Source organism: Peribacillus sp. B-H-3 (genome assembly GCF_048572925.1).
GTDB lineage: Bacteria > Bacillota > Bacilli > Bacillales > DSM-1321 > Peribacillus.
This window is the reverse complement of sequence record NZ_CP183879.1, coordinates 920,903-942,391: the sequence shown is the minus strand read 5'-3', so window position 1 is coordinate 942,391 and position 21,489 is coordinate 920,903. Positions and strand designations below refer to the sequence as shown.

General features: G+C 40.9%; 16 protein-coding genes and 2 pseudogenes. 3 read left to right on the top strand and 15 right to left on the bottom strand.

The genetic code is table 11. From position 1 onward, the window contains the following. Nucleotides 1-963: 963 nt before the first annotated feature. On the top strand, nt 964-1,695 hold the full coding sequence (locus ACN6MY_RS04635; RefSeq protein WP_419882942.1) for an ABC transporter ATP-binding protein: 732 nt from the start codon (nt 964-966) through the stop codon (nt 1,693-1,695). Beyond that, a pseudogene (locus tag ACN6MY_RS04630) lies at nt 1,692-2,720 on the top strand (ABC transporter permease). The gene ACN6MY_RS04635 and the pseudogene ACN6MY_RS04630 overlap by 4 nt, the downstream one beginning before the upstream one ends. Nucleotides 2,721-2,964: 244 nt before the next feature. Here the strand turns inward: ACN6MY_RS04630 and ACN6MY_RS04625 are convergent. From ACN6MY_RS04625 to ACN6MY_RS04565, 13 genes and pseudogenes are all read right to left on the bottom strand, one after another. Next, the gene (locus ACN6MY_RS04625; protein ID WP_419882941.1) at nt 2,965-3,435 is read right to left on the bottom strand and encodes a hypothetical protein; all 471 of its coding nucleotides are present in this window, start codon (nt 3,433-3,435) and stop codon (nt 2,965-2,967) included. A 332-nt stretch (nt 3,436-3,767) separates the two neighbouring features. Then, a complete protein-coding gene (locus tag ACN6MY_RS04620) occupies nt 3,768-6,014 on the bottom strand; it encodes an alpha-galactosidase (protein WP_419882940.1) in 2,247 nt (748 codons plus the stop codon). A 137-nt stretch (nt 6,015-6,151) separates the two neighbouring features. After that, entirely contained in the window at nt 6,152-9,193 is a 3,042-nt protein-coding gene (locus ACN6MY_RS04615; RefSeq protein WP_419882939.1) for a glycoside hydrolase family 2 TIM barrel-domain containing protein, read from the bottom strand. Between the two features lie 24 nt (nt 9,194-9,217). Further along, entirely contained in the window at nt 9,218-10,042 is an 825-nt protein-coding gene (locus tag ACN6MY_RS04610; RefSeq protein WP_419882938.1) for a carbohydrate ABC transporter permease, read from the bottom strand. Further along, nucleotides 10,035-10,742 (bottom strand): annotated as a pseudogene (locus ACN6MY_RS04605) (carbohydrate ABC transporter permease); the annotation flags it as partial. The pseudogene ACN6MY_RS04605 and the gene ACN6MY_RS04610, both read right to left, overlap by 8 nt. A 276-nt stretch (nt 10,743-11,018) precedes the next feature. Further along, entirely contained in the window at nt 11,019-11,336 is a 318-nt protein-coding gene (gene cdiI / locus ACN6MY_RS04600; RefSeq protein WP_419882937.1) for a ribonuclease toxin immunity protein CdiI, read from the bottom strand. A 206-nt stretch (nt 11,337-11,542) separates the two neighbouring features. Further along, on the bottom strand, nt 11,543-12,307 hold the full coding sequence (locus ACN6MY_RS04595) for a MerR family transcriptional regulator (protein WP_419882936.1): 765 nt from the start codon (nt 12,305-12,307) through the stop codon (nt 11,543-11,545). A 114-nt stretch (nt 12,308-12,421) separates the two neighbouring features. Further along, nucleotides 12,422-12,844 (bottom strand): SMI1/KNR4 family protein, encoded by a 423-nt coding sequence (locus ACN6MY_RS04590; RefSeq protein ID WP_419882935.1) that lies wholly within the window; start codon nt 12,842-12,844, stop codon nt 12,422-12,424. A 422-nt stretch (nt 12,845-13,266) separates the two neighbouring features. Continuing rightward, the gene (locus ACN6MY_RS04585) at nt 13,267-13,659 is read right to left on the bottom strand and encodes an EndoU domain-containing protein (protein WP_419882934.1); all 393 of its coding nucleotides are present in this window, start codon (nt 13,657-13,659) and stop codon (nt 13,267-13,269) included. 84 nt (nt 13,660-13,743) lie between these two features. Beyond that, nucleotides 13,744-14,241 carry an SMI1/KNR4 family protein gene (locus tag ACN6MY_RS04580; RefSeq protein ID WP_419882933.1) on the bottom strand — a complete coding sequence of 166 codons (498 nt, stop codon included), beginning with the start codon at nt 14,239-14,241 and terminating at the stop codon, nt 13,744-13,746. 5 nt (nt 14,242-14,246) lie between these two features. After that, nucleotides 14,247-15,944 (bottom strand): T7SS effector LXG polymorphic toxin, encoded by a 1,698-nt coding sequence (locus ACN6MY_RS04575; RefSeq protein WP_419882932.1) that lies wholly within the window; start codon nt 15,942-15,944, stop codon nt 14,247-14,249. A 258-nt stretch (nt 15,945-16,202) separates the two neighbouring features. After that, nucleotides 16,203-17,729, bottom strand: coding sequence for an HD domain-containing phosphohydrolase (locus ACN6MY_RS04570; RefSeq protein ID WP_419882931.1), 1,527 nt, complete (start codon nt 17,727-17,729; stop codon nt 16,203-16,205). A 133-nt stretch (nt 17,730-17,862) separates the two neighbouring features. Then, nucleotides 17,863-18,789 (bottom strand): catalase family peroxidase, encoded by a 927-nt coding sequence (locus ACN6MY_RS04565; protein ID WP_419882930.1) that lies wholly within the window; start codon nt 18,787-18,789, stop codon nt 17,863-17,865. A 331-nt stretch (nt 18,790-19,120) separates the two neighbouring features. Between ACN6MY_RS04565 and ACN6MY_RS04560 the strand changes: the two genes are divergently transcribed. Continuing rightward, a complete protein-coding gene (locus tag ACN6MY_RS04560) occupies nt 19,121-19,735 on the top strand; it encodes a YdcF family protein (RefSeq protein ID WP_419882929.1) in 615 nt (204 codons plus the stop codon). A 95-nt stretch (nt 19,736-19,830) separates the two neighbouring features. On the opposite strand, the gene ACN6MY_RS04555 is transcribed toward ACN6MY_RS04560, so the two are convergent. Continuing rightward, complete coding sequence (locus ACN6MY_RS04555) at nt 19,831-20,676, bottom strand: AraC family transcriptional regulator (RefSeq protein WP_419882928.1); 846 nt, start codon at nt 20,674-20,676, stop codon at nt 19,831-19,833. Between the two features lie 186 nt (nt 20,677-20,862). Then, complete coding sequence (locus ACN6MY_RS04550; protein WP_419882927.1) at nt 20,863-21,489, bottom strand: VanZ family protein; 627 nt, start codon at nt 21,487-21,489, stop codon at nt 20,863-20,865.

Genomic DNA, 21,489 nt, shown 5'->3' with positions numbered 1-21,489 from the left:
CCTGATAATAAATCCTTCACACCGAGCACAATTATTTTTCGGCAAAAAACTACATATAAAAACAAAGCTACTTGAAAAGTTTATTAAAAGATAACCCTTGTAAATTAGCTGATCGATTGGAACGCAGGGATCTTCTCTTTTACCGGGCGTGCGGTGAGCCTCCTGATGCTGGCTTTTTTAACAGACGAGGAAAATTCATTAATCAACTCCATCCATCGTGTGTTCTCACAAGAACGGGATACCATAACGAATATGCAGATAATCCGATTGAACATTCTTTAGCCACTCCCGATAGGGTTTCCGTTCTATTGATTGCACCACGGATTTATCCTCTCTTGAGCCAAAAGATGTTGCGGGATTAATTTTTTTAAATGCAAATGACAATGCAACCACTTGTTTATTCAACACATCCGTAGAAAATTATCCCTTTTGGAACGACTACTCACAACAGCCCGTGGTGATGGAAAAAGCTATATTTACTCTAATTTCAATCCAAAATACGCTCAAATGACTTTAACAATTCATCGTATATATTTACAATTTCTGTTATGCTCATAAGACAATAAACTTCCTCGCATTCATACTTGTCCTGGTAATGGGCATAAAAGGTTCATCGATTGATTTTTGCCCTCATAGTAATGACCATAAGTACATCTAAACCATTTTCTTCTATTAATTCCACTAGTGCATCTCAAATAGATTCTTTTGAGACATGTAAATCGGTATTTACATCCCGTATTCCGCATTCCTCCTATTTTTTCCAACACATTCAGAAAAGGTGTTGGATAACCGACATATCCTTTGTTTCTGATTATTGATAATGGTTTTCTCTATAATTACAATAAAATTGCACAGCAAACAACGTGTTGTTTATTTATTTTAAGATATAGAGGAACTGAAATAAATTTGTATAAGAAAAATTATATAGTGTTATCACCGCCAATAAGAGGAGGTAAAAATTCAATGGATATTCAAGTCTCAAATGTCAGTAAAAGTTTTGAAAAAAAGACAGTTTTAAAAGATATTACGCTTACGATTCCAACTGGAGAAATATGTTGTTTGCTCGGTCCTTCGGGTTCGGGAAAAACAACGATGATTCGCCTGATGATAGGAGCTATTGCTGCGGATAACGGAACCATTCATTATGAAGACGTGCAAATGCCTAATATGAACATGTTAAAAAAGATAGGGTATATGCCACAGAACGATGCTTTGTATGACGACTTATCCGCTGAAGCTAATTTACGATTTTTTGCAGGACTTTATCATTTAGATAAAGTTCAATTAGAAAAGCGTATTGATGAGGTACTTTATTTAGTAAATTTAGCTGTGTATCGAAAAAAATTGGTGAAAAATTTTTCTGGAGGTATGAAAAAGCGGCTATCGCTTGCGGCTGCCATTTTGCATTCTCCTGAAGTTTTATTCTTAGATGAGCCGACAGTTGGAATCGACCCTGTGTTACGTCGAACGATATGGGACCAGTTTCAGGAAATTAAAAAATCAGGAACAACTATTATTGTTTCCACTCATGTTATGGACGAAGTGACAGAGTGCGATAAAGCAGCGCTCATTTATAACGGTTCCTTGATTCAATATGATACTGTCAAAAATTTACTTAATAAAACTGAAAGTGGACGAGTCGAAGAACTGTTCTTTATTGCTTCAAATGATTCAAAAGGTGGTGTTGGGCAATGATGAACTTAGCTAAACGTGTCATTCTCCAAACGTTAAATGATAAACGAAGCGTAATGATGATTTTAGTTGCACCGCTATTTGCTTTGACCTTGATTTATTTCCTGCTTGGTAATTCAAGTTATGTACCTTCAGTTGGAATAAATAAAAATACAATGCCTGTACCTCTTGTAACAGCGTTAAAAGCACAAGATTTAAAACTTGTAAATGTTTCAAACAATGATGCTCAACATGCAAAACATTATTTGAAAGAACATAAAAATGTGGATGCGATTTTCACTATCTCAAAAAGCTCAGGAACGACTATTACAATGTTTGAATCTTCATCTAAAGGTGCAAAGGCAGTAAATGAAATTCAAAAGGCGATGACTTCATTAAATCCTCCGGCAAAAGTAAAAATGTCCTATGTCTATGGGTCGCAAGGTGAGTCAACATTTGATTCCCTCGGATATGTGTTTCTTGGTCTCTTCTCATTCTTGCTAGTGTTTATCATTTCGGGGATGGCACTTGTAAGGGAACGAAGTGGCGGAACATTGGAAAGGTTAATGATGACACCAATCAAACGTGGTGAGGTCATTCTTGGTTACACGATTGGATACGGAGTATTTGCGATTATTCAAGCAAATCTTATTGTGTTCTATTCCTTTTATGTGCTGAAATTAAGTTCAGTCGGGAACATTGGTTGAATTTTGGCCGCAATGGTTTTATTAGCGGTTACAGCCGTTTCATTTGGTGCGATGATTTCTGTATTTGCTAGTTCAGAACTGCAAGTCGTGCAAATGATACCGTTTACTATTATTCCGCAAGTTTTCTTTTCGGGGCTGATTCCATTAGACTTGATTCCATATCATCTGGGAAATCTGTGTTACATTATGCCAGTTTATTATGGTGTAGCGGCAATTAAGAGTGTAATGCTCTATGGTGATGGTTTCCTTCAAATCTGGGGTTATCTTCTTGGTCTAATGGCATATGCTCTTCTGTTATACTTATTAAACACACACGCATTAAAAAAATTCAGAAAACTATAATATTCCTTATTGTGGTTTTGGTTTATGCTGCTTTTGAATGGATGTTGCCAACGAATTTTGAGCATTAAATAAGTGCCAATTTAAATAAACGCCCTGAGAATAAAAACTCAGAGCGTTTTTCTACGCTAATATAAATGCTAATTGGAGTGTTAATCAAGGTGCGAATTTGGGTGTAATTTGATGTGAATTGATTTTGTACTTCACAACCGAACCCCTTATCTTTGGGATGATGCGGTTTTTGTTATTATGGAATGTATTGTTCAGTTATTTTCACTATTACACCATTTTTCACGGTGATATGGAAGGGAATATAGCGGTAACGCTTATTTTTCATTTCCTTAGTGAATGCAGACAAGGATATTCTTTGTTTTTTTATATCGTTTGTTTTTTCTATTTGATAAGTCACCATTGTAATGACGGCACTTTTCGAGATTTTTAAGCTGCGGATTTTTTTATTCACATTGCGTATGTAATAATCATCCGGCACATAGCATTTTCCTTTATACCAGTAGCACTCGTGGTCCTTTTGCGCTTCCTGGTTGGCGCGTTCGCCCCTATACCATTGGATATAATCGGCTTTTGCAGTAACACCTTTGCTGCTTGTATTCATGGACGTAAAGTATGTAGTGGCATTCGTACTTGATGAATCGGCAGATGCAAGGGCAGATGGCAGCAGAGTCATGATGGCAATCAAGAAGATCAGGCACTTTTTCATATCTCATTCCTCCAAACAAATAGTAATTCCATATAACTATATGAGAATTTGAGAAAAATTAATCCCTTTGTTAACTATTTCGGTTCTCTAATCCTATACCCTTTAATTATTTAAGCTATTCCTGTTTTTTTATTTGCCATTAATTGGACTATTTTCAAGTCTCTGTTTCCCGCTGAATCCATAACTAAGAAGTCCCTGCTATTATATGAATCTCTTCTGATTTTCTATCTTTTAATTCGTGATTAAATGTCCGCGTGACTGCAAAAGAAGCGGACAAGCAAGAAAAAGCGATCCCCCATAACGGAGAATCGCCAGTGCGGACAGATTTAGATTTACACTAAGCTTGTATCATCGGTACTTTTTAAATAGAAGATTTGTGACTGATAGTCTCCTCCGCGCTTGGCATGCTCGCTGTTGACACCGTTAAACTCTGTCGGAAGCGGAAGGCCTGAGCTCAGTAGCTCATCTCCATAATAATAGCGATCCTCCCCTTGCACTTCATACACAAGTGCTTCATCCAATCCGGCCAGCCGCAGTGTCTGGAGCTTCGGCGGATTCGCCCCGGACAGGACTTTATACCATCCAGCCAATGCTTCTGTTCGGTCTTTTGAAACGACCATCCATGCTGTTTCATTTCCATGGAACGGGTTTAACAGGCGGTAGAAATCGCCATCTCTAATTAAACTGCGCCGCTGTTTATACAAAGCTACTTGAGCTTTAATTTCCTCTCTCTCCTCTTCAGAGAGTTTCAGAGGATCAAGTTCATATCCAAAGGTTCCAAAGTAAGCTGTATTCGCTCTGGTTGACAGCGGTACATTACGCAGTGTCTGGTGATTGGGCACGGCAGAAACATGAGAGCCCATGCTGTACAGCGGATAGGCCAGCGAAGTTCCGTACTGGATTTTCAATCTTTCTACAGCATCGGTATCATCACTTGTCCAGGCTTGCGGAGCATAATACATCATCCCCGGATCAAATCGCCCACCGCCGCCTGCACATGATTCAAACAATACATGCGGAAATTCTGCTGTTAAACGCTCATACAGCTGATAGACTCCCAAGATATAGCGATGAAAAAATTCTCCCTGCTGATCTGCACGTAGCTTTGCAGAAAAAGCTTCTGTGATATTTCGGTTCATATCCCACTTAATATAGGAGAGTCCTGTTTCATCTATGATTTTAGATATTTTCCCATACATATAATCAACAATTTCCGCTCTTGAAAAATCCAGAACCAGCTGATTTCTGCCGAGAGTACGGTGCTGATCTGGCACTCCCACCGCCCAATCGGGATGGTTTCTGAATAAATCACTGTCCGGACTAATCATTTCCGGCTCAAACCACAGCCCAAACTTCATTCCTTCATGCTGAACCTTCTCAGCAAGGCTTTTTAGACCATTGGGAAGCTTATGTTCATCAACATGCCAATCCCCAAGCGAGGATGTATCGTCATTTCTTTTTCCAAACCAGCCATCATCAAGGACAAATAGCTCAATGCCAAGCTCGCTTGCAGAATTGGCTATTTCCGCTAATTTATCCTCATTAAAGTCGAAATAGGTCGCTTCCCAGTTATTGATCAGCACTGGCCGTTCTTCTTCTCTCCATTGAGATGGAATCAGGTTTTCTCTATACAAATCATGAAAACCCTGGCTCATTCCATTCATCCCCCTATCTGAATACACCATGACGACTTCAGGAGATTGAAAAGATTCTTCAGGGTGGACGTCCCACCTGAAGTGAAAGGGATGAATGCCCGCTGTCACTCTTGTCATATCATAATGATCGACTTCTGCCTGCATGATGAAATTGCTGCTGTAAACAAAATTAAATCCAAACACCTCTCCGCTGTGCTCGGTAGCATCAAGCCTTTTCAGCGCCAAAAATGGGTTATGGTGATGAGAGCTTGCACCGCGCAGACTGGCAATCGATTGAATGCCCGTTTCTAGTTTTCGTTCCTTGATATGTCTTTCTCTTGACCAGGCTCCGGCTAGATGGGTGAAAATAAAATCTTTATCAGGAAAATCAATAGAAGCCCCCATCATTCTATCAAGTGTTAATGCTTCTGCACCTTCATTTTTCAATGAAGCACTTCTTGTGATAACCGGCTTTCCAAGAAAGATAGAGTAATTTAAGATTAACTCTGCCTTCAGGTATTCATCCTTGAGAATAATCTGCAGAGTACTGGCACTATCCTTTTTTTCAGAATAGGTTGCAGGCAATCCCTTCAACTTTGGCTTTCCATTTAAAAGTCTGTATGTTTCATATTTAAAATCCGGAATATGGTTTTCATTTTTCCTGTACACGCTTATTGCGGGCTCCCGGAAATCTGAATTTCCGTAAACGGGATATTCCTGCCGAAGAGTTTCCAGGCAAAAGGCAGGATCATCAGGATATATGTGGCAGCTTGCCGCTGTCGGGACATCGTAGGCCTGCATATGAGAAAAATCTTCTCTGTGACGCAGTGCTCTTCCGTAATAAAGATGGCCCAATTGGCCATTCTTCATGACATGAAATATGTAACTCACAAGCCCATTTGTCAGATGGAATTGCTTTTTCTCTTCATTTACTTGTATCAGCATGATCTTCCTCTTTTCCTGCCTTTTTTTGATCGACATTGCCGCTTCCATCTATTAACACGTTAAGACTATCCAGCACAGTAAAAGGCTTGTATGGTTCAGACTTTTACTGTGCTGATTAAGTTTCCTCTTATAACAATCTAGTTTCTGTCCAGGGTAAATTCAAATTCCAAATCCTGATCTACCAACAGGAGATGTTCCCGGTGAACCGGTGCTCCCCAGCTGTCATCTCCGCCAACACCCATTTGCACCCCCGCAACCGTAACGACTGTGTAATGCGTTTTCGGCAGTTCATAGTGATGCTGGGCATTTTCCAGTTCAAAGGCTGTATAAGGAGATACATTGCACTCAAGCGGTTCACCAACAGAAGCGATTTTGATTCCCTGTCCAAGCTTGTCTGCAATCTTCACCTCACGCACACCGGTCCGGTTTCCAGATTCCTGAGGCATAAGATAGGAAGAAATATTTTCTGAAACACTATTTTTAAAGATTCCGAGCCTTGCACCCATCGAGCGGTCAGAATAGTTCTCTTCAGGTCCCATTGCATACCATTCAAGCTGATCATAATCTGCCGGAACCTTAAAGGTGACAGCAAAGATTGGCAGCTGCGGAAGCTTAGCTGCTCCCTTGTAAACAGAACGGACACGAACAAGTCCAGCGCTGTCGATTCTGTATGTCATCTTGACACCGATATCTCCGCTGATGGAAAATTTATAGGTGAAGGTGATGCTTACATGTCCTTTTTCTTCTTCAACATCAATGCCCGTGCATCTGCGGGCTAGGCTTGCTGTATGCCAGCACCCTGATTCGAACATTTGGGAGAAGCCTCTGTCATTATCCGTTGTGGCTCTCCAGAACAATGGTGCCGGAGGAAGGGAAATCATTTCTCTGCCATCATAAATCAGGGAAACAAGACTGCCGGCCTGCTTGGAGAAGATAGCCCGGAAGTCCTTGCCGTGCACCCCGATATTCACATCGCCATGAATAACCTTCAGCTCGCCAATGCTTTCTTTCGAAGGAGCCGCAGGCTGAGCTTCCACTTGAAATACATGCTGCCCAAATGCCAATTCATAGCCAGATTCAGCCCAATCCCGGTTTTCCCTGGTCCTGAAAAAGGTTTGAACACAATATTCCCCTGAACGCTCTGCCACATCGGCAGGCCAGTTAAACCAAGCTCTCCCTTTGCTTTGCGGCGCTACAGCTGTTTCCAGTACACCCCGAAATACTTCCCTGCCCTCAAGGAACAAAATGTACTCCAAATCATATCCGGCCGTATCTGTGAAAAGACTGTCATTAATGATGGTGACTCCATCTCTGTCCGTTTGCAGTTTGAAGTCCTGATACAAAAATTTCACTTCCTGCATCTTTGGAGACAGCTCGCGGTTGGCATACACAATTCCATTGGTGCAGAAGCCGTAATCTGTCGGTCGGTCCTCAAAGTCGCCGCCATAAGCAAGGAATTCCTCTCCGTAACGGTCTTTTTTTATAAGTGATTGATCAATATAATCCCATATAAAGCCTCCCTGATACATTGGATATTTCTTTTCTAAATCTGTGTATTTATACATGCCTCCCAAAGAATTCCCCATTGCATGCATATATTCGCAGCTGATGTAAGGCTTCTCTGGATTTTCAGTTAAGTATGTCTCAATTTCAGCCGGCTTCGCGTACATTCTGCTTTCCATATCGCTGGTATCATTATAATTGCGGTCATAAAAAACTCCCTCATAATGGACAAGCCTGCTCGGATCTGTTTTTTTAAAATATTGGGAAACACTCAAAATCACTTCACCCGCATACGATTCATTCCCGCAAGACCATATCAGGATGGAAGGGTGATTTTTGTCGCGCTCGAGCATGGATACAGCACGGTCGATGACAATTTCCCTCCATTCCGGTTTGTTTCCGGGAATATTCCATGAAGGCTCAACCGCACCCATTTTCTGCCAAGATCCATGTGTTTCCAAATTCATCTCATCAATCACATATACGCCGTACTCATCGCATAATTCATACCAATAGCTTTGATTCGGATAATGGGACGTACGGACTGCGTTAATGTTATTGCGCTTCAGTGTTTTGATGTCCCATAGCATATCTTCCTTCGTTATGGCCCGCCCAGTCCGGCAATTGAATTCATGACGGTTAACGCCTTTGAATACGATGCGTTTTCCGTTTATTGTCATAATCTTGTTAACCATCTCAAACCTTCTGAATCCGACCTTCTGCGGAACAACCTCTAATAAATGCCCGTCTTCGCCAAACACTTGAATATACAGCTTGTATAAATAAGGGTTTTCTGCGCTCCATAGCTCCGGTTCATCCAGATTCAGCGACAAACTCGAGCTTCCGCCAGCATATTCCCCTGTTCCTGCGGCAACTTTATTTCCTTTTGCATCAAATAATTCACCAGTGATTTTAGAAGGTACACGATTCTCAGCCAAAAATGAAAGATCTGCTTTTAGAGAACCTTTTGTAAACGTGGAATCCAGATCAGCATGAATATGAAGATCACTTATATGAATCTCCGGAATTGTATAAAGGTACACATCACGGAAAATACCGGAGAACCTCCAAAAATCCTGATCTTCAAGCCAGCTTCCGGTACTCCTTTGGTACACTTCAACCGCAAGCTTATTGTTCCCTTCCGAAAGAAAAGGAGTAAGTTCAAATTCAGACGGTGTGAAGGAGTCCTCACTGTATCCCACAAATTCTCCGTTCATCCACACATAAAAAGCGGATTCTACACCTTGAAAAGAAATATAGACTGGCTTACCCTGCATGTTTTGCGGAAGTGAAAATTCCTTCACATAACTCCCCACAGGGTTATGGTCCATCGGAATTTCCGGGGGACGGATATCAGCAAGGCCATCCCACGGATACATGGTATTCACGTATTGGGGTTTTCCGTAACCCTGCATTTCGATATGCCCAGGGACCCTGATGTCTGCCCAGCCCGAGCAATTAAAGTCTTTTTCATAAAAATGTTCGGGGCGGCTGCCAGGATTGGTGCTGTAGGCAAATTTCCAGTTTCCGTTCAATACATGTCTCATGTTCATCTGCCCTGCACTTTTTGCCTCCTCGAGCGTTTCATAGTAAACATGGTCAGAGTGTGCCGGAAGCCTATTTACTGCGTATTTATTCAGATCACTTAACCAGCTGATTTCAGGTGTAATTTCCATATCTTTAAGATCCTCCCTTTTTTGTTATTTTACCGATCCCATCATGCCTGCCACAAAATGCCTTTGCATAATAAAGAAAATGAGCGCAGCAGGAAGTGTCGCAATGACGATGGCTGTCATAATGATGCCATAATCCGGTGAATAGCTTGATCCCAAGTTAGATATAAGAAGCGGCAGTGTCTGCTTTTCCGGAGACTGCAGAATAACCAGCGGCCATAAGTAACTGTTCCAGCTGGCCATGAACGTAATAATGGCACCAGCTGCATACGTCGTTTTCATCGTTGGTACATAAATCCTGAAAAACACCCCCAGCTCTGATAATCCATCAATCCGTCCTGCTTCAAGGATATCCTTCGGAAACATTTTCGTGCTTTGTCTAAAGAAAAAGATAAGAAAGGCTGTGGTCACTGTCGGCAAAACAACTGCTGTCAGCGTATCAATTCCGAGAAAAGGAAATGTCTGCGAAATTGTTCCAAACATCCTGAACAAAGGAACCATTAAGGCAGCAAATGGAATCATCATTGAAAGCAAAAGAATGTTAAAGACGATATCCTTCGCTTTGCTTCTGTAAATTTCAAATCCATATCCCGCCAAAGAAGCAATCAAGAGAGACAGCAATGTGGTAGCAATTGAAATTTTTGCTGAATTCAGCAAAGCAGGTATGAGATTCACCGAGTCGAGAAGCTTGTGCAGATTCTCCATAAAGTGGGTCCCAGGAAGCAATCTTCCTTTTGTCACATCAACCGACTGATTGGTAGAGCTGATAATCATCCATAAGAATGGAAATACAGAAATAACGGACACAATGAAAAGGACTGCATAGCTGAAACCCCGTTTAATATTAGGCATTTTTATCACCCGCCACCCTGAATTGAATAATAGAGAAAATCACGATCATGATCACAATGGCATACGAGACAGTGGCCGCATAACCAAAGTCCGGCGTGTATTTGAACGAAAGGTTATAAATGTACTGTGAGATGGACATGGTTGCATTGCCCGGTCCGCCTTTGGTGATATTCATCACTTCATCAAATAGCTGAAGCGTGCCTATTGTTGAAGTAATCGATGTAAATAGGATGATTGGCTTCAGCATAGGTATGGTGATTTTGAAAAACTGCTGAATGGAAGAAGCACCGTCCATTTTCGCTGCTTCGTAAATGGATTCATCGACATTTTGAAGAGCAGATAAATAAAAAATCATGTTATATCCGGTCCATCTCCATGTAATGGCAATTATAATCGTTATTTTCGCCCAGAAGGGATCCGTCAGCCACTGGATTGGCTCAGAAATCAAGGCTATTTTCATGAGCATAAGATTGATGATTCCGTCCTGTCCAAACAAATATTTAAAAATTACGGAGTAGGCAACTAATGAGGTTACACAGGGCAAAAATATCGCCGTACGAAACAGTCCTTTAAATTTCAGGGTTTTGTTATTAAGCAAAACCGACAGAAATAAAGCAAGCAAAATCATGACCGGCACCTGAATAATAAGAAAGATTACGGTATTTTTTACTGTAGTAAGAAAGGTAGGATCCTTAAATAAAACTTATCCCCCGCTTTTAATCATGTTTAGTAAGCGCTTTAAATCCTATTATATAGCTTTAATAGATTTTGAATATAAAATTGCCCCAAGTTCCTTTTTCCATTTTTAGAGAAAAGGTGTTTTGGCGATATATATCATGATTCTTTTGAGTCAATTGCATTGGAGGCGATTGACCCAATGGCTTATGTTACCCACGTTGAACTTTCTCATCAATTACAACCGTTACCATTCCTGCGTACGAACTAATCAGTAGTAAGAATGGTGTATATTTAAGTGTCATTGCAACCATCTTTTATGTCTACTTACCATCATGAGTTTTGATTCAAATATTTCTAACTCATTTTCTGAATGCCTTTCTAGATAGCTATCTGCAATTTCTTTTAAATAACTATATAAAGCTTCATATTTCAATACTACTTCCTCTTCTTCTTCTACTGCAGAATAATTGAAATAAATAGCTATCCCTTCAACACCGAAGTAATCTGCTTCCCTTTCTTCATAGTCGTCAGCAAAAACACACCACACATGTTCAATCCCGTATCCTTCGCCATTTGCATACTTTTCTAACACAGTCAAAAATCTTCCATCCCCCATAACCTGAAAGAAGTAATTGACTAGCTTTGTCGACCTACGAGCTTATTGCGGAGTAAGGCATTAGAATGAATGAAAAATAGGAGTTGCTGCCTGCCTGCAATGGTTCAGTGCCACGGGCCCTAAAGCATTACCATCAGTAAGGCAGAAGAACTCCTACATATAGTAAAAAAAGCAACCCTCCCGTAAAATGGAGGGTTGCTTTTTGGTTATTTTTTTACACCTGTGTAGATGTGGATGGCGTCTCTTAGAAATTCTGCCGTTCCTGGTTGTTCCTTGTCGTAATGCTGCTTAAACCGTTCGTCGTCCACATACATTTGTGCAAGTCCGGCGTGAGCCTCTTTGCTGTACTCATTCCAATAAAAAGTAAGCCATTGCATATGCTTTTCTGCAGCTTTTTGAGCGAGATTTCCTGCAGGGTCGCCCTCCTTAAAGGCCGCTGCAAGGGTTTGGGCCAATTCATCCGCCAGGCGAGTAATCTCCGCGTGTTCTTCCTGTGTCATGTTCTTCAGCTTTTCGTTCGACTTGTTTACGGTATCTTCACCATATTTCTCTCGAATTTCTTTTCCGTATTGTTTCTCATTATCTTCAATAAATTTTTGCTTAAACCCTTCGAATTTTTCCTGATCTTTCACGGTCATTCTCCCTTCATGTGAAGCAATCGTTTTCTCCACGTTAAGGAGGAGTTCATCCAATTGCTTTCGTTTGTCGAGGAGCTTCTCACGGTGTTCTTTTAAGGCCTCGGTCCCGTTAAAGTCAGGGTTGCTGACAATTTCCTTAATTTGTTCTAAGGTGAGTCCGAGCTCCCTGTAAAATAAGATTTGCTGCAGTCGATCGACTTCCCGCTGGCCATAGATGCGGTAGCCTGACGAATTGATCCTTGCCGGCTTAAGGAGTTCAATTTCATCATAATACCGAAGTGTTCTCGTGCTGATGCTAGCCAGAATGCCTAGTTTTTGGATTGTATATTCCATGTGATTCCCTCCTGACACTTTCACTTTACACCTTGACGCAGCGTGAAGGTCAAACCCATTTTTGAAGTTATAAAACCCCATGATGGTAAGACCTACATGAGTATCTGATTTTCGTTAATCCAAGTTATCAATTGCCTCTTGAAAACTATCTTGTAAATATTCATTAAAAGTAGTATATCTAGGTACTTCTCTTTTGCTAATATCATCCCACCGAACAACATTAAATTCCTCTACGGTGTTTAAACAGTAAACAAACTCATCAACATTCTCTATAACAATATATTTATTGGGTAGTCCTAACTTTCTATAACGCTCTGTACTTTCAACAACAGATGCGTAACTTGCTCCTTCTACACCAAGTATGTCAACTCCACAAATTCCTCCAGAACCATACTTTTTAACGAATTCTTTATACTCTGTTGGGAAACTAACTTCTAAAGTATTTTCTGCCTTTTTTATGGAGTCATCAAAAACTTCTCCAATAAAGTCTCCTTCTTCTATATATTCATATATCATTTCTACAAGTTTATTATTCATAGTTTAATCACCTCATTCTAGGTTATTTGAACGCCATTTCCAGTACTCACGATGTAAAAATTTGTAAAAAATTAGAGTTATCTCTATCCTGTAAGTGATAAATAGTTCATTCGTCACAGGGTATCTCTTCAACAAAGAAACCTTGAAAGGCATTAGCCAATCAAGGTTTATTTGGGAATCAGGATTAGTCTCTCTTGATACAAAATATTATTATTCTAAAGAAGCAATTGGTCTAAATTAAATAATTTTCGCATAAACTTTTGGATTCAAAAACTTGGTACCCCAAATTTAATCCATGTGCTCCTCAGCAATTTGTATACTTCTCTTTAACTTTAAGTCTGGGTATCTTTGATCTAGGAAATATAGTAATTCAATATACTTTTTACTTTGTAAATTATATGCCACTTCTTCAAAAATCTCACTTAAAAATGAAAGTTCTGTTTTTGTACAACTGGAAAAGTAGTTCCTATCTCTCCATTTGTTTTGATTACACCTACCCTAACACCCTTGTAATCACCGAATACTGTTACACCATCAGCAATATTCTTGTATTCAGGCATATTAGTTACATGTTCTCCAGCTTTCTTTATATCTTCCTTAGACCAATTTTCAGGAAACCATGCTTGACCAGTACCTGTTCGCTTCCCTTTTGACTTGTGGTCTGGTACATTGCCAACCCTTACCCCGTTAGGATAAACCTTTTCAATATTGTATTCGATGCCATTCTGTTTAAGAAAATCTATATTATCTTGACCATGCCCACCACCACTCATTTTAGAACATAATCTCTCAATAAAAAATGAACTATTCGTCACTCGGTAGCCCCACAAACAAAAAAAGAAACCTTGAAAGGCATATACCCAATCAAGGTCAACTTTTTTCTCTATATAAATGATTAGCTATTCAATATCATCATATGCATCACCTAGGGAGATAAAATCACTTCTTAGCCAATACCAATATTGCCCTTTATTTTTTATAAGTTGTTCAAGTAAATCAGTAAACGAAGTAGCTATTATCTGGGACTCACCTACAAGCCCATGGCGGTCAAAAAAACTATCGTAGCATCTACCTAGTCTATCTTCATTAAGGTCAATCGTTAAGTATTCATCCGTTCCATCATTACAAATAATATACCAGTGAGATGAGATATCTTCTTCACATAATTCTCCTACAATTATTGGATTTGCTAATACAAACTTATCAGGAGACACAAGATAAATTGGATATTCCTCATTTTCAAATAGAACTAATCCCCCACAAAGACTATAAAACTCTTTTAAATCATTAGGTAAAATATGCTTTTCTTCATCAATAATGGGTAATCCAGAAGGCTCAAAGATACGACAATGTGGTAAAGTGTTTATTTGTGTGAGCAACTGCTTTATCTTTTCCATTAGCTTCACTCCCGATAATTATATTTATTAAAGGAATTATAATATTCTTGTCTGGCTGATTTGGGAACATTTGCAGCCTCCAACATTCTTTCTGTCAGTTCTTGTATCTCCCTTGGAGAGAATGATTGCCAATCAATTTTGCCCCCAACCTTCTTACCTGTTTTTTCATATAACCATTCTCTATAAACAGCTTTTGTAGCAGCATGTTGTTCTTTTGTAAGTGCTACTGTTGGGGTATTCCCACCTCTACTTACATAGTTTGGAACATTATGTTTAGCCCATACATCCATAACACCATGATGATTTTCCAAAGGTGAATTACTAGGTCTATATGGTACTACATCATTAGATTTAACAGTTTTATCTATACCCTTACCAACCTTCCCCTCAGCACTAAACGCAGAAAGCCGGTCCAGCAATCTTTTGCTGTTAACCGTATTATAGGGCACCTGCCCATCTACCGCAAATTGGTATTCCCACGGCGTTCTTTGGGGAATCTGCACAAATTTCCTGGCCTTGGAAGCGCCCTTTATTACGGCTATTCTTGTAGTAGCCATGCCTGTTTTGGCTACAGCTCCCATTCCTTTTGAGCCGATTGCATTGGAGGCAACGGACCCGATGGCGTAGGTTACCCAGTGCGCCCTGGAATACCAATCTCCATGCACCATGTTTTTTTCATAGGAGTCGACAATGGCTTTTTTCATGATCTGATAGGTCTGTTTGTAATGAATGACAGATTCATAGACTGCATTCTCCGCTGCTTCCGGGTCCATCACAAAGTTAAAAATATCCTTCGCGAAGTCCTTTCCTGCATCAAATAAGCCCATGACAGCTCCTCTTTTAAGCTCTTCTTCTGCATAATTTTTGTAAAGGTCCTGCTGATATGGATAGAGGTTTTTAAAGCCAATTTTATCGGCGGCTTTCAGATATTCTTGTGCATTTGGCGCTTTTGCAAGTTCAGCCTCCAATTCCCGATGCCTGCGCTCTTCCGCTTCTTTCTTCTTCACCTTTAAGTAGGCTTCATCTTCTTTTACCTGATCCTGCAGTTCCTTGTATACCTCGCTCTTTTTATAGGACTTGGCATCAAAGTATAGCGGAGATACCTTTCCGCCTCTTGTGCTGGAATCCCTGAGCTGCTTCATGAGAGCTGTTATGGAAACCTGGTCATCTTCTGATTCTGCGTATTCTTTCAGCCATTTGCTGTCGAGTTTGTTTACCTTGGCGATGGTCTTAGTCCGCTTTCTTTCTGCTTCTTGAATTTCGTCCTGAAAGTCTTCATCAGAGAATTGTTTCAGGTCGATAATGTCATGAATCCGGTCCAATATAGCTTTAAGGTCACTTTTTTGCGCCGTGACTAAATCTTTGGATTTCTGGTCCGCATTGGCTACCTCATCCTCTAAAAAGGGAACATGAATAATAGTGTCTTCTCCAAGCTTAGCTTCCTTTGCATCCCCGCTTATCCCTTTAAAAAAGGCGATATGCCTCTTAACTAGACCGATCCAGGCATCCACTGCATCAATCTGCGCCCCGTAAAATCCCTTGATAGATTCGGCGCCTTTTCCCTGCAATTCATCATCCAGTTTTACAATGATGTCAAATTCCTTCCTGATTGCCGCCAATTGCTTATGCAAATCTTCATATTGTTTTGCGCGATTTTCCATTGCAGCAAAAAGTGCATTCGCATCATATCGTTTATTAGACATTTTAAATGGAATTCCTTTCTCACAGAGTCTGCACGGTCATCCTCATTACTGTAAATTATTGGATAATCATATCTTAAAGGAATACTTTTGCCGCAACAAGGAATCCACAATTTATTCCATAAAAATGATTCTATTGAACTATCTATCACTTACGTATATGCAATTAGTCTTATACAGGCATTTCTAATCGTTGTTAGTTGATTTCCTCTGAGCTTTATCTTTATATAAAAAAAGAACTGGATCAAATCCAGTCCTTCATTACCCTGCATATTCAGCCTGTCCCTCTTCTGCTTCCCGAAGCTTAATTTCTCCATAATGAGCAATAAAAAGAGTGGTCAATTCCAGGTCCCACTGGGTGCCCTTTCCCCCTGCAAGGATGCTCAAAGCCTTTTCATCGGGCATTCCCTTGCGATACGGCCTGTCAGAGGTCATTGCATCGAAGGCATCCGCTATAGCAATGATCCTGCCCATTAACGGGATGCCGTTACCTGTTAAACCATCAGGATATCCTCTTCCGTCGTATCGTTCATGATGCGACCTGACACCGGGAAGCAAGGGTGCCATGGATTCGGCGGGCTTTATTTCCTTTAAAATTTTCTCTCCTAATACTGGATGCTGTTTAATTTGCTCAAATTCTTCGTCAGTGAGCTTGCCTTCCTTAAGGAGAACATCATCCCGGACGCCGATTTTTCCAATATCATGCAGCAGCGCAGTTTTATGCAAAATATCGAGCTCATCTTCCGGAAGTCTGGCAAGCTTCCCGATCCTCACGGAGTAATATGCCACCCGCTCGGAATGTCCAGCCGTATAAGGATCTCTGGCATCAAGAGCCGCGGCAAGGGTCGAGAAGTAGCTCTGGATGAGCAGGTTATTCATGGTTTCCCGCTCCTTCAGCCCGCTCACCATATGATTGAAGCCGGCCACAAGCATGGAAAACTCGTCCGAATAAATATCAGCTGTACGCACGTCAAAGTCGCCGCTCCGTACAGAATCCAGCCCTTTGTAGAGGCTCGTAATCGGGTGCTGCACCTCTTTTGACAATACCCATGCTCCAAGTGAAGAAAAGACAATCCCTGCAAGAAGAATGATTCCCGTCCACTTCCAATAATCATGAGATTCATGAAGTACATTCTGGCGGATATATTCACCCAGGCTGAAGAGGAACAGCGGAAATGTCCCGATCAAAAAGGTACTGAATTGAAACTTCCGCTGTATAGATACCAGCACCTCTCCGTTCAGAGACAAATCAATATTGTATAAATCCATGGAAACCTGTCTGATGTGCATGGCAACAGGGCGGATGGACTGTGATGTTAAAAAGAATTCGATAAAGGCGTGCATGCAAGCTACAAGCGGCAATCCAAAAGCGGCCAGCAGAATATAATAATGGGGCAAGTCCAAAAGTCCGCTATGGATGCCCAGCCAAAGCATGAACATGGCAGGAAGTGATAGACCCAGAAAATGCGGTCCAATAATCCGCTTAATTGCCAATATTGGAAACCGGTGTGTCTGAAAATACACAGATTGCAGCATGCTGAAGTCCGGACTGCTCTCCAAAAACATGCTTCGTATAGGGCGGATATGCCTGGAAAATACAATAAACTCAGCAAACAGCATAACAACAAGCGAGATGAATAGAATGGACAGAAGGCTTACTATTTCCTCAGCCGATACCTTTAAAGCAAAGAAAATAAATATTCCCCCTACCCCGAATACAGCGGCCAGCGAACCGATTACATAGTTCCTAATCAGCTTTTTGATAAACGTCCTATATGTAATATGCAAAATTTCACCTGCACCGTTAAAATTTTTTCTATCTTTTTCCTTATATCGGTTTTTCCAGTGTTTTTTGAAATGGAATCACAAAAAAAGCTGTTTCAAAGGCCTGTGTGCTTACCCCTTTGAAACAGCTTCTCTTTCATTCATTATGAATTCTGCGATGATATGATTCCTTGTAAGCAGCATGGCGAAAATGCAGAATTTTGTCCTCAGACAATTGAATTCCGTCTGTTATCACTGTTGGATCAAATAGCAAATCTTCGCCTTGATCTTCAAGTCTTTCCGTTATTTCGAGATGGCCCACTGTTATTTTTTGTCTGTCTTCAGGCCAGATTACGGTTGGATCATCCGTGGGATCTTCTTCCGCTCCCAGCTGGACATCCAGGTTAAGCCCTACAGGCGCCTGCTTTAAACGTTCATCCATTTCCTGATCCAAATAGTCCTCTGAACGATTTGCCGCTTCTTTTAGTTTCAGCATGCCGAGTCCTGCATCTGGCCTCCATTGGTACTTAACCGCCTGCCTTCTTCCTTCTTTGCTGACAAAATAAAAGGCATGGATCGAATAGTATTGGGCGGTGCCATAGCTTGCTGGCGGGTGCATTTCCTTCAGAATTCGAAGTGCAGCCTCGCCTTCCGGATATTTCACAAGCACCTTCATCAGGCTTTTCAGATTTGGCAAGCCTGTCTTTGCTGATTTTATCAACTTAAACATTTCTGCAAATGCCTCGGGAGATTTTGCAAAGAAAACAGGAATGGTAACAGCTATCAAGTTAGTGATTTCACCGTTCCCTAATTGAAATTGCACCGACATCCCTTTAACAGGAGTTAGGGCATCTGAGTGGCCGGGATTGGGTGAGCTGTTGGAAAACCGGACAATAACAGGCACAGGCTCTGTCTGCAGGTGAGCCGCAGTGGTGAGAGGAGCTGCCTTTCCATTCGGAGTGAATATCCCCTTATAGCAGCGCCCTCTTGCATGTGCGCGCCGATATCCGGGAAACGTGCCTGAAATATGTTCAATATCATCTACTGCTTGTACCGCTAAATCGGAATGATCGTTCGATTTCATATGAATCTCCTGTCTATTGATTATTTTTCAAGACAAAGAATATATTCTTACGTGTACCCCATCACCCTGAATTGTATTCAAGCGTCCTTTTAAAAATTTCCTCATCAAAAGCAGAATACTGTCAGTAATTTTCTCTAAAGTTTACGAATATCCTATGTTATACTTGTCATGGCCAAGCAATGGCGAGCACAGTTTTACCATGACTGCAAATGGATATTTAATGAACAAAAAGAATTTTATACAGTTTTATTTTCACATAAATATGATTCTTGCTTCTCACAGTCCGCAATCTGCATCAAGGCTTTGAAGCATTGGTAGAGGAAGGATAAAAATGCGGAAGAAACGTACTTTTAAAAAATTAATGGCGGTGATGATTATTTTCATCATTCTTATAGAGCTTGCGGGGAATTTTCTTGTTGTGGATGAAAAACCTGTTAAATCAGATGTTGTAATCGTATTAAGCGGCGACACTAACCGGCTGGAAAAAGGAATCGAATTATATAAAAAGGGGTATGCATCTCATTTGATGTTCTCTAACGGCCGTGAAAACAACCTTTATCAGGGATCCCGTGCATCCGGCATCCCTGCCCGCTCCATCATTTTAGAAAATCATGCGACAAGCACGTCGGAAAATGCCTTATTTACCGAAAAACTTATGAAGCAGCACGGATTGAAATCTGCGATTGTCGTTTCCTCCAATTATCATATGAGACGGGTAAAATATAATTATGATAAGGCATTTAAGAAAACAGGCATCTCTCTGACCTATTGTTCAAGCGGCGGCAGCCATTATCATCCTGCAACCTGGTGGCTGACAAGTCTGAACAGGAAAATTACCTATACGGAATACATTAAGCTGGTTGGCAACTATTTTGGTTTGAACGGAACAAACTCAAAAAAGACACTGAAAAAGTTCTTCAGCATCATACCGGATAAAAATTCATAAAACAGTGTGAAAAACCCGCATTCCATCTGGGATGCGGGTTTTTTGGACGTTTGGGGCGACCGAGCCCTGCTTCATAAAAGGCAAGGCTAATTTACTTATTTTACTGGAATCCAAATTTCAGAATAGTAATCCGGGCTTGACGGATCTCCGTCAGAATAGACTTCCATCTCCGGGGTCCCTCCATGCTGATAATGCCCCGACGGAAACCACTCTGACATAATTTGCTTCCACGCCTTTTGAATGGCATCCGGCATCGCGCCATGTACTTCAAAAACACTCCACTTTGAGGAAGGCATTGCAAATGCTGATAATCCTTCTGGTGCTACACCGCCGTATTCTACTGCAATCCAATAATCCATCTTCTGATCTGTACTTTTATCCACACATATCCCGTACATTCTTCCATTATCCAAGCTAAGCAGCAGGTCATTTGTTCCATCGGTATGAACATCATTCCAAAAAAGCGGGATTCCCTTTAAATTCTCACCCCCTGCTAGCGAAAACTCACGTTTGACTCCCACAACTTGAAAACTTTCCCGTTCAACAATTTTGTACTTCATCGGATCTCCACCTTTCAATGTTACCTGGATAACCAGGCGATTATAAGCATTCAGCTCTCCATGATTTTTCCTGACTTCACTGGGTTTTACGCCGTGCTGCCTTCGGAAAGCCCTGGAAAAAGCCTCCGGAGTTTCATAGCCGTATTTATAGGCCAGGTCGATGATTTTGCATTGAGATTTTGATAATTCTTGGGCAGCCAGTGTCAAACGCCTGCGCCGGAGATATTCACCGACAGATACATCAGTCAGCAGCGCAAAGGTCCGCTGAAAATAAAAAACAGAAGAATTCGCCTCTTTCGCGATCTGTTTCATATCCATATCGTCCAGTAAATGATCCTCCATATAATCGATCGCTTTTTGCAAGGACTCAACCCAGCCCATATCACTCACTCCTTACTTCATATCCTACCAGCCCCAATACGGGCAATCCTGTCAATTTATGCTTTGTTCTGACTGGTTTTTGACCTTGTTAAATTTCTGCATAAATAATTCAGTCATGTAATTCAGTACAGAAGTCCAGCTTCGTCGCATATGGGGCTGTAAGCTCTTTTTCTGGCAGCTTATTCTTCATCCGCCGATAAACATCTGCTGCAGGGATTTGATGCGATACTTGTTTGCGAGGGCGGTAATTAGTTTGTACATAACATACCCTATAATAGTGCCTGCCGTATTGCAGATCACATCGTCAATGTCGACAGTCCTTCCCATTTCACTTGACACTAGCAATTCAAAAAACTGCAGAAACTCAATCCCTATCGACATAAGCACTCCCAGTAAAAGAATCGATTTCAGTTTCCTGAATTCCGGCCATAACATCGGAGCTAAAATGCCTAGCGGAACAAACATTAATACATTTCCACCAACATTACGGAGAATTAATTTCACCATAAAAATAGAATCCCCGCCGTAAGCTATGCCAATTTGACTGATGTCACGAATAATAGAAATAATGGGCACCAGGTTCACAGAATATTTGAGAGCCTTCAAATCCGGGTCAATCCATAGTGCTAAAGGAAACAATGTAACAGAAACCACCAAGAGCAGATAAATAACCATTACAAATTGAAGAACTTCTTTTACCCATTCCATATTGCGCCGATTTTTAGCCAAGACATATAGGCCACGCGCCAAAACATACAGTACAACTCCCGCTGCTAATGCTAAGCTTCCATTAAGAAGAACCAAAGTATTCAT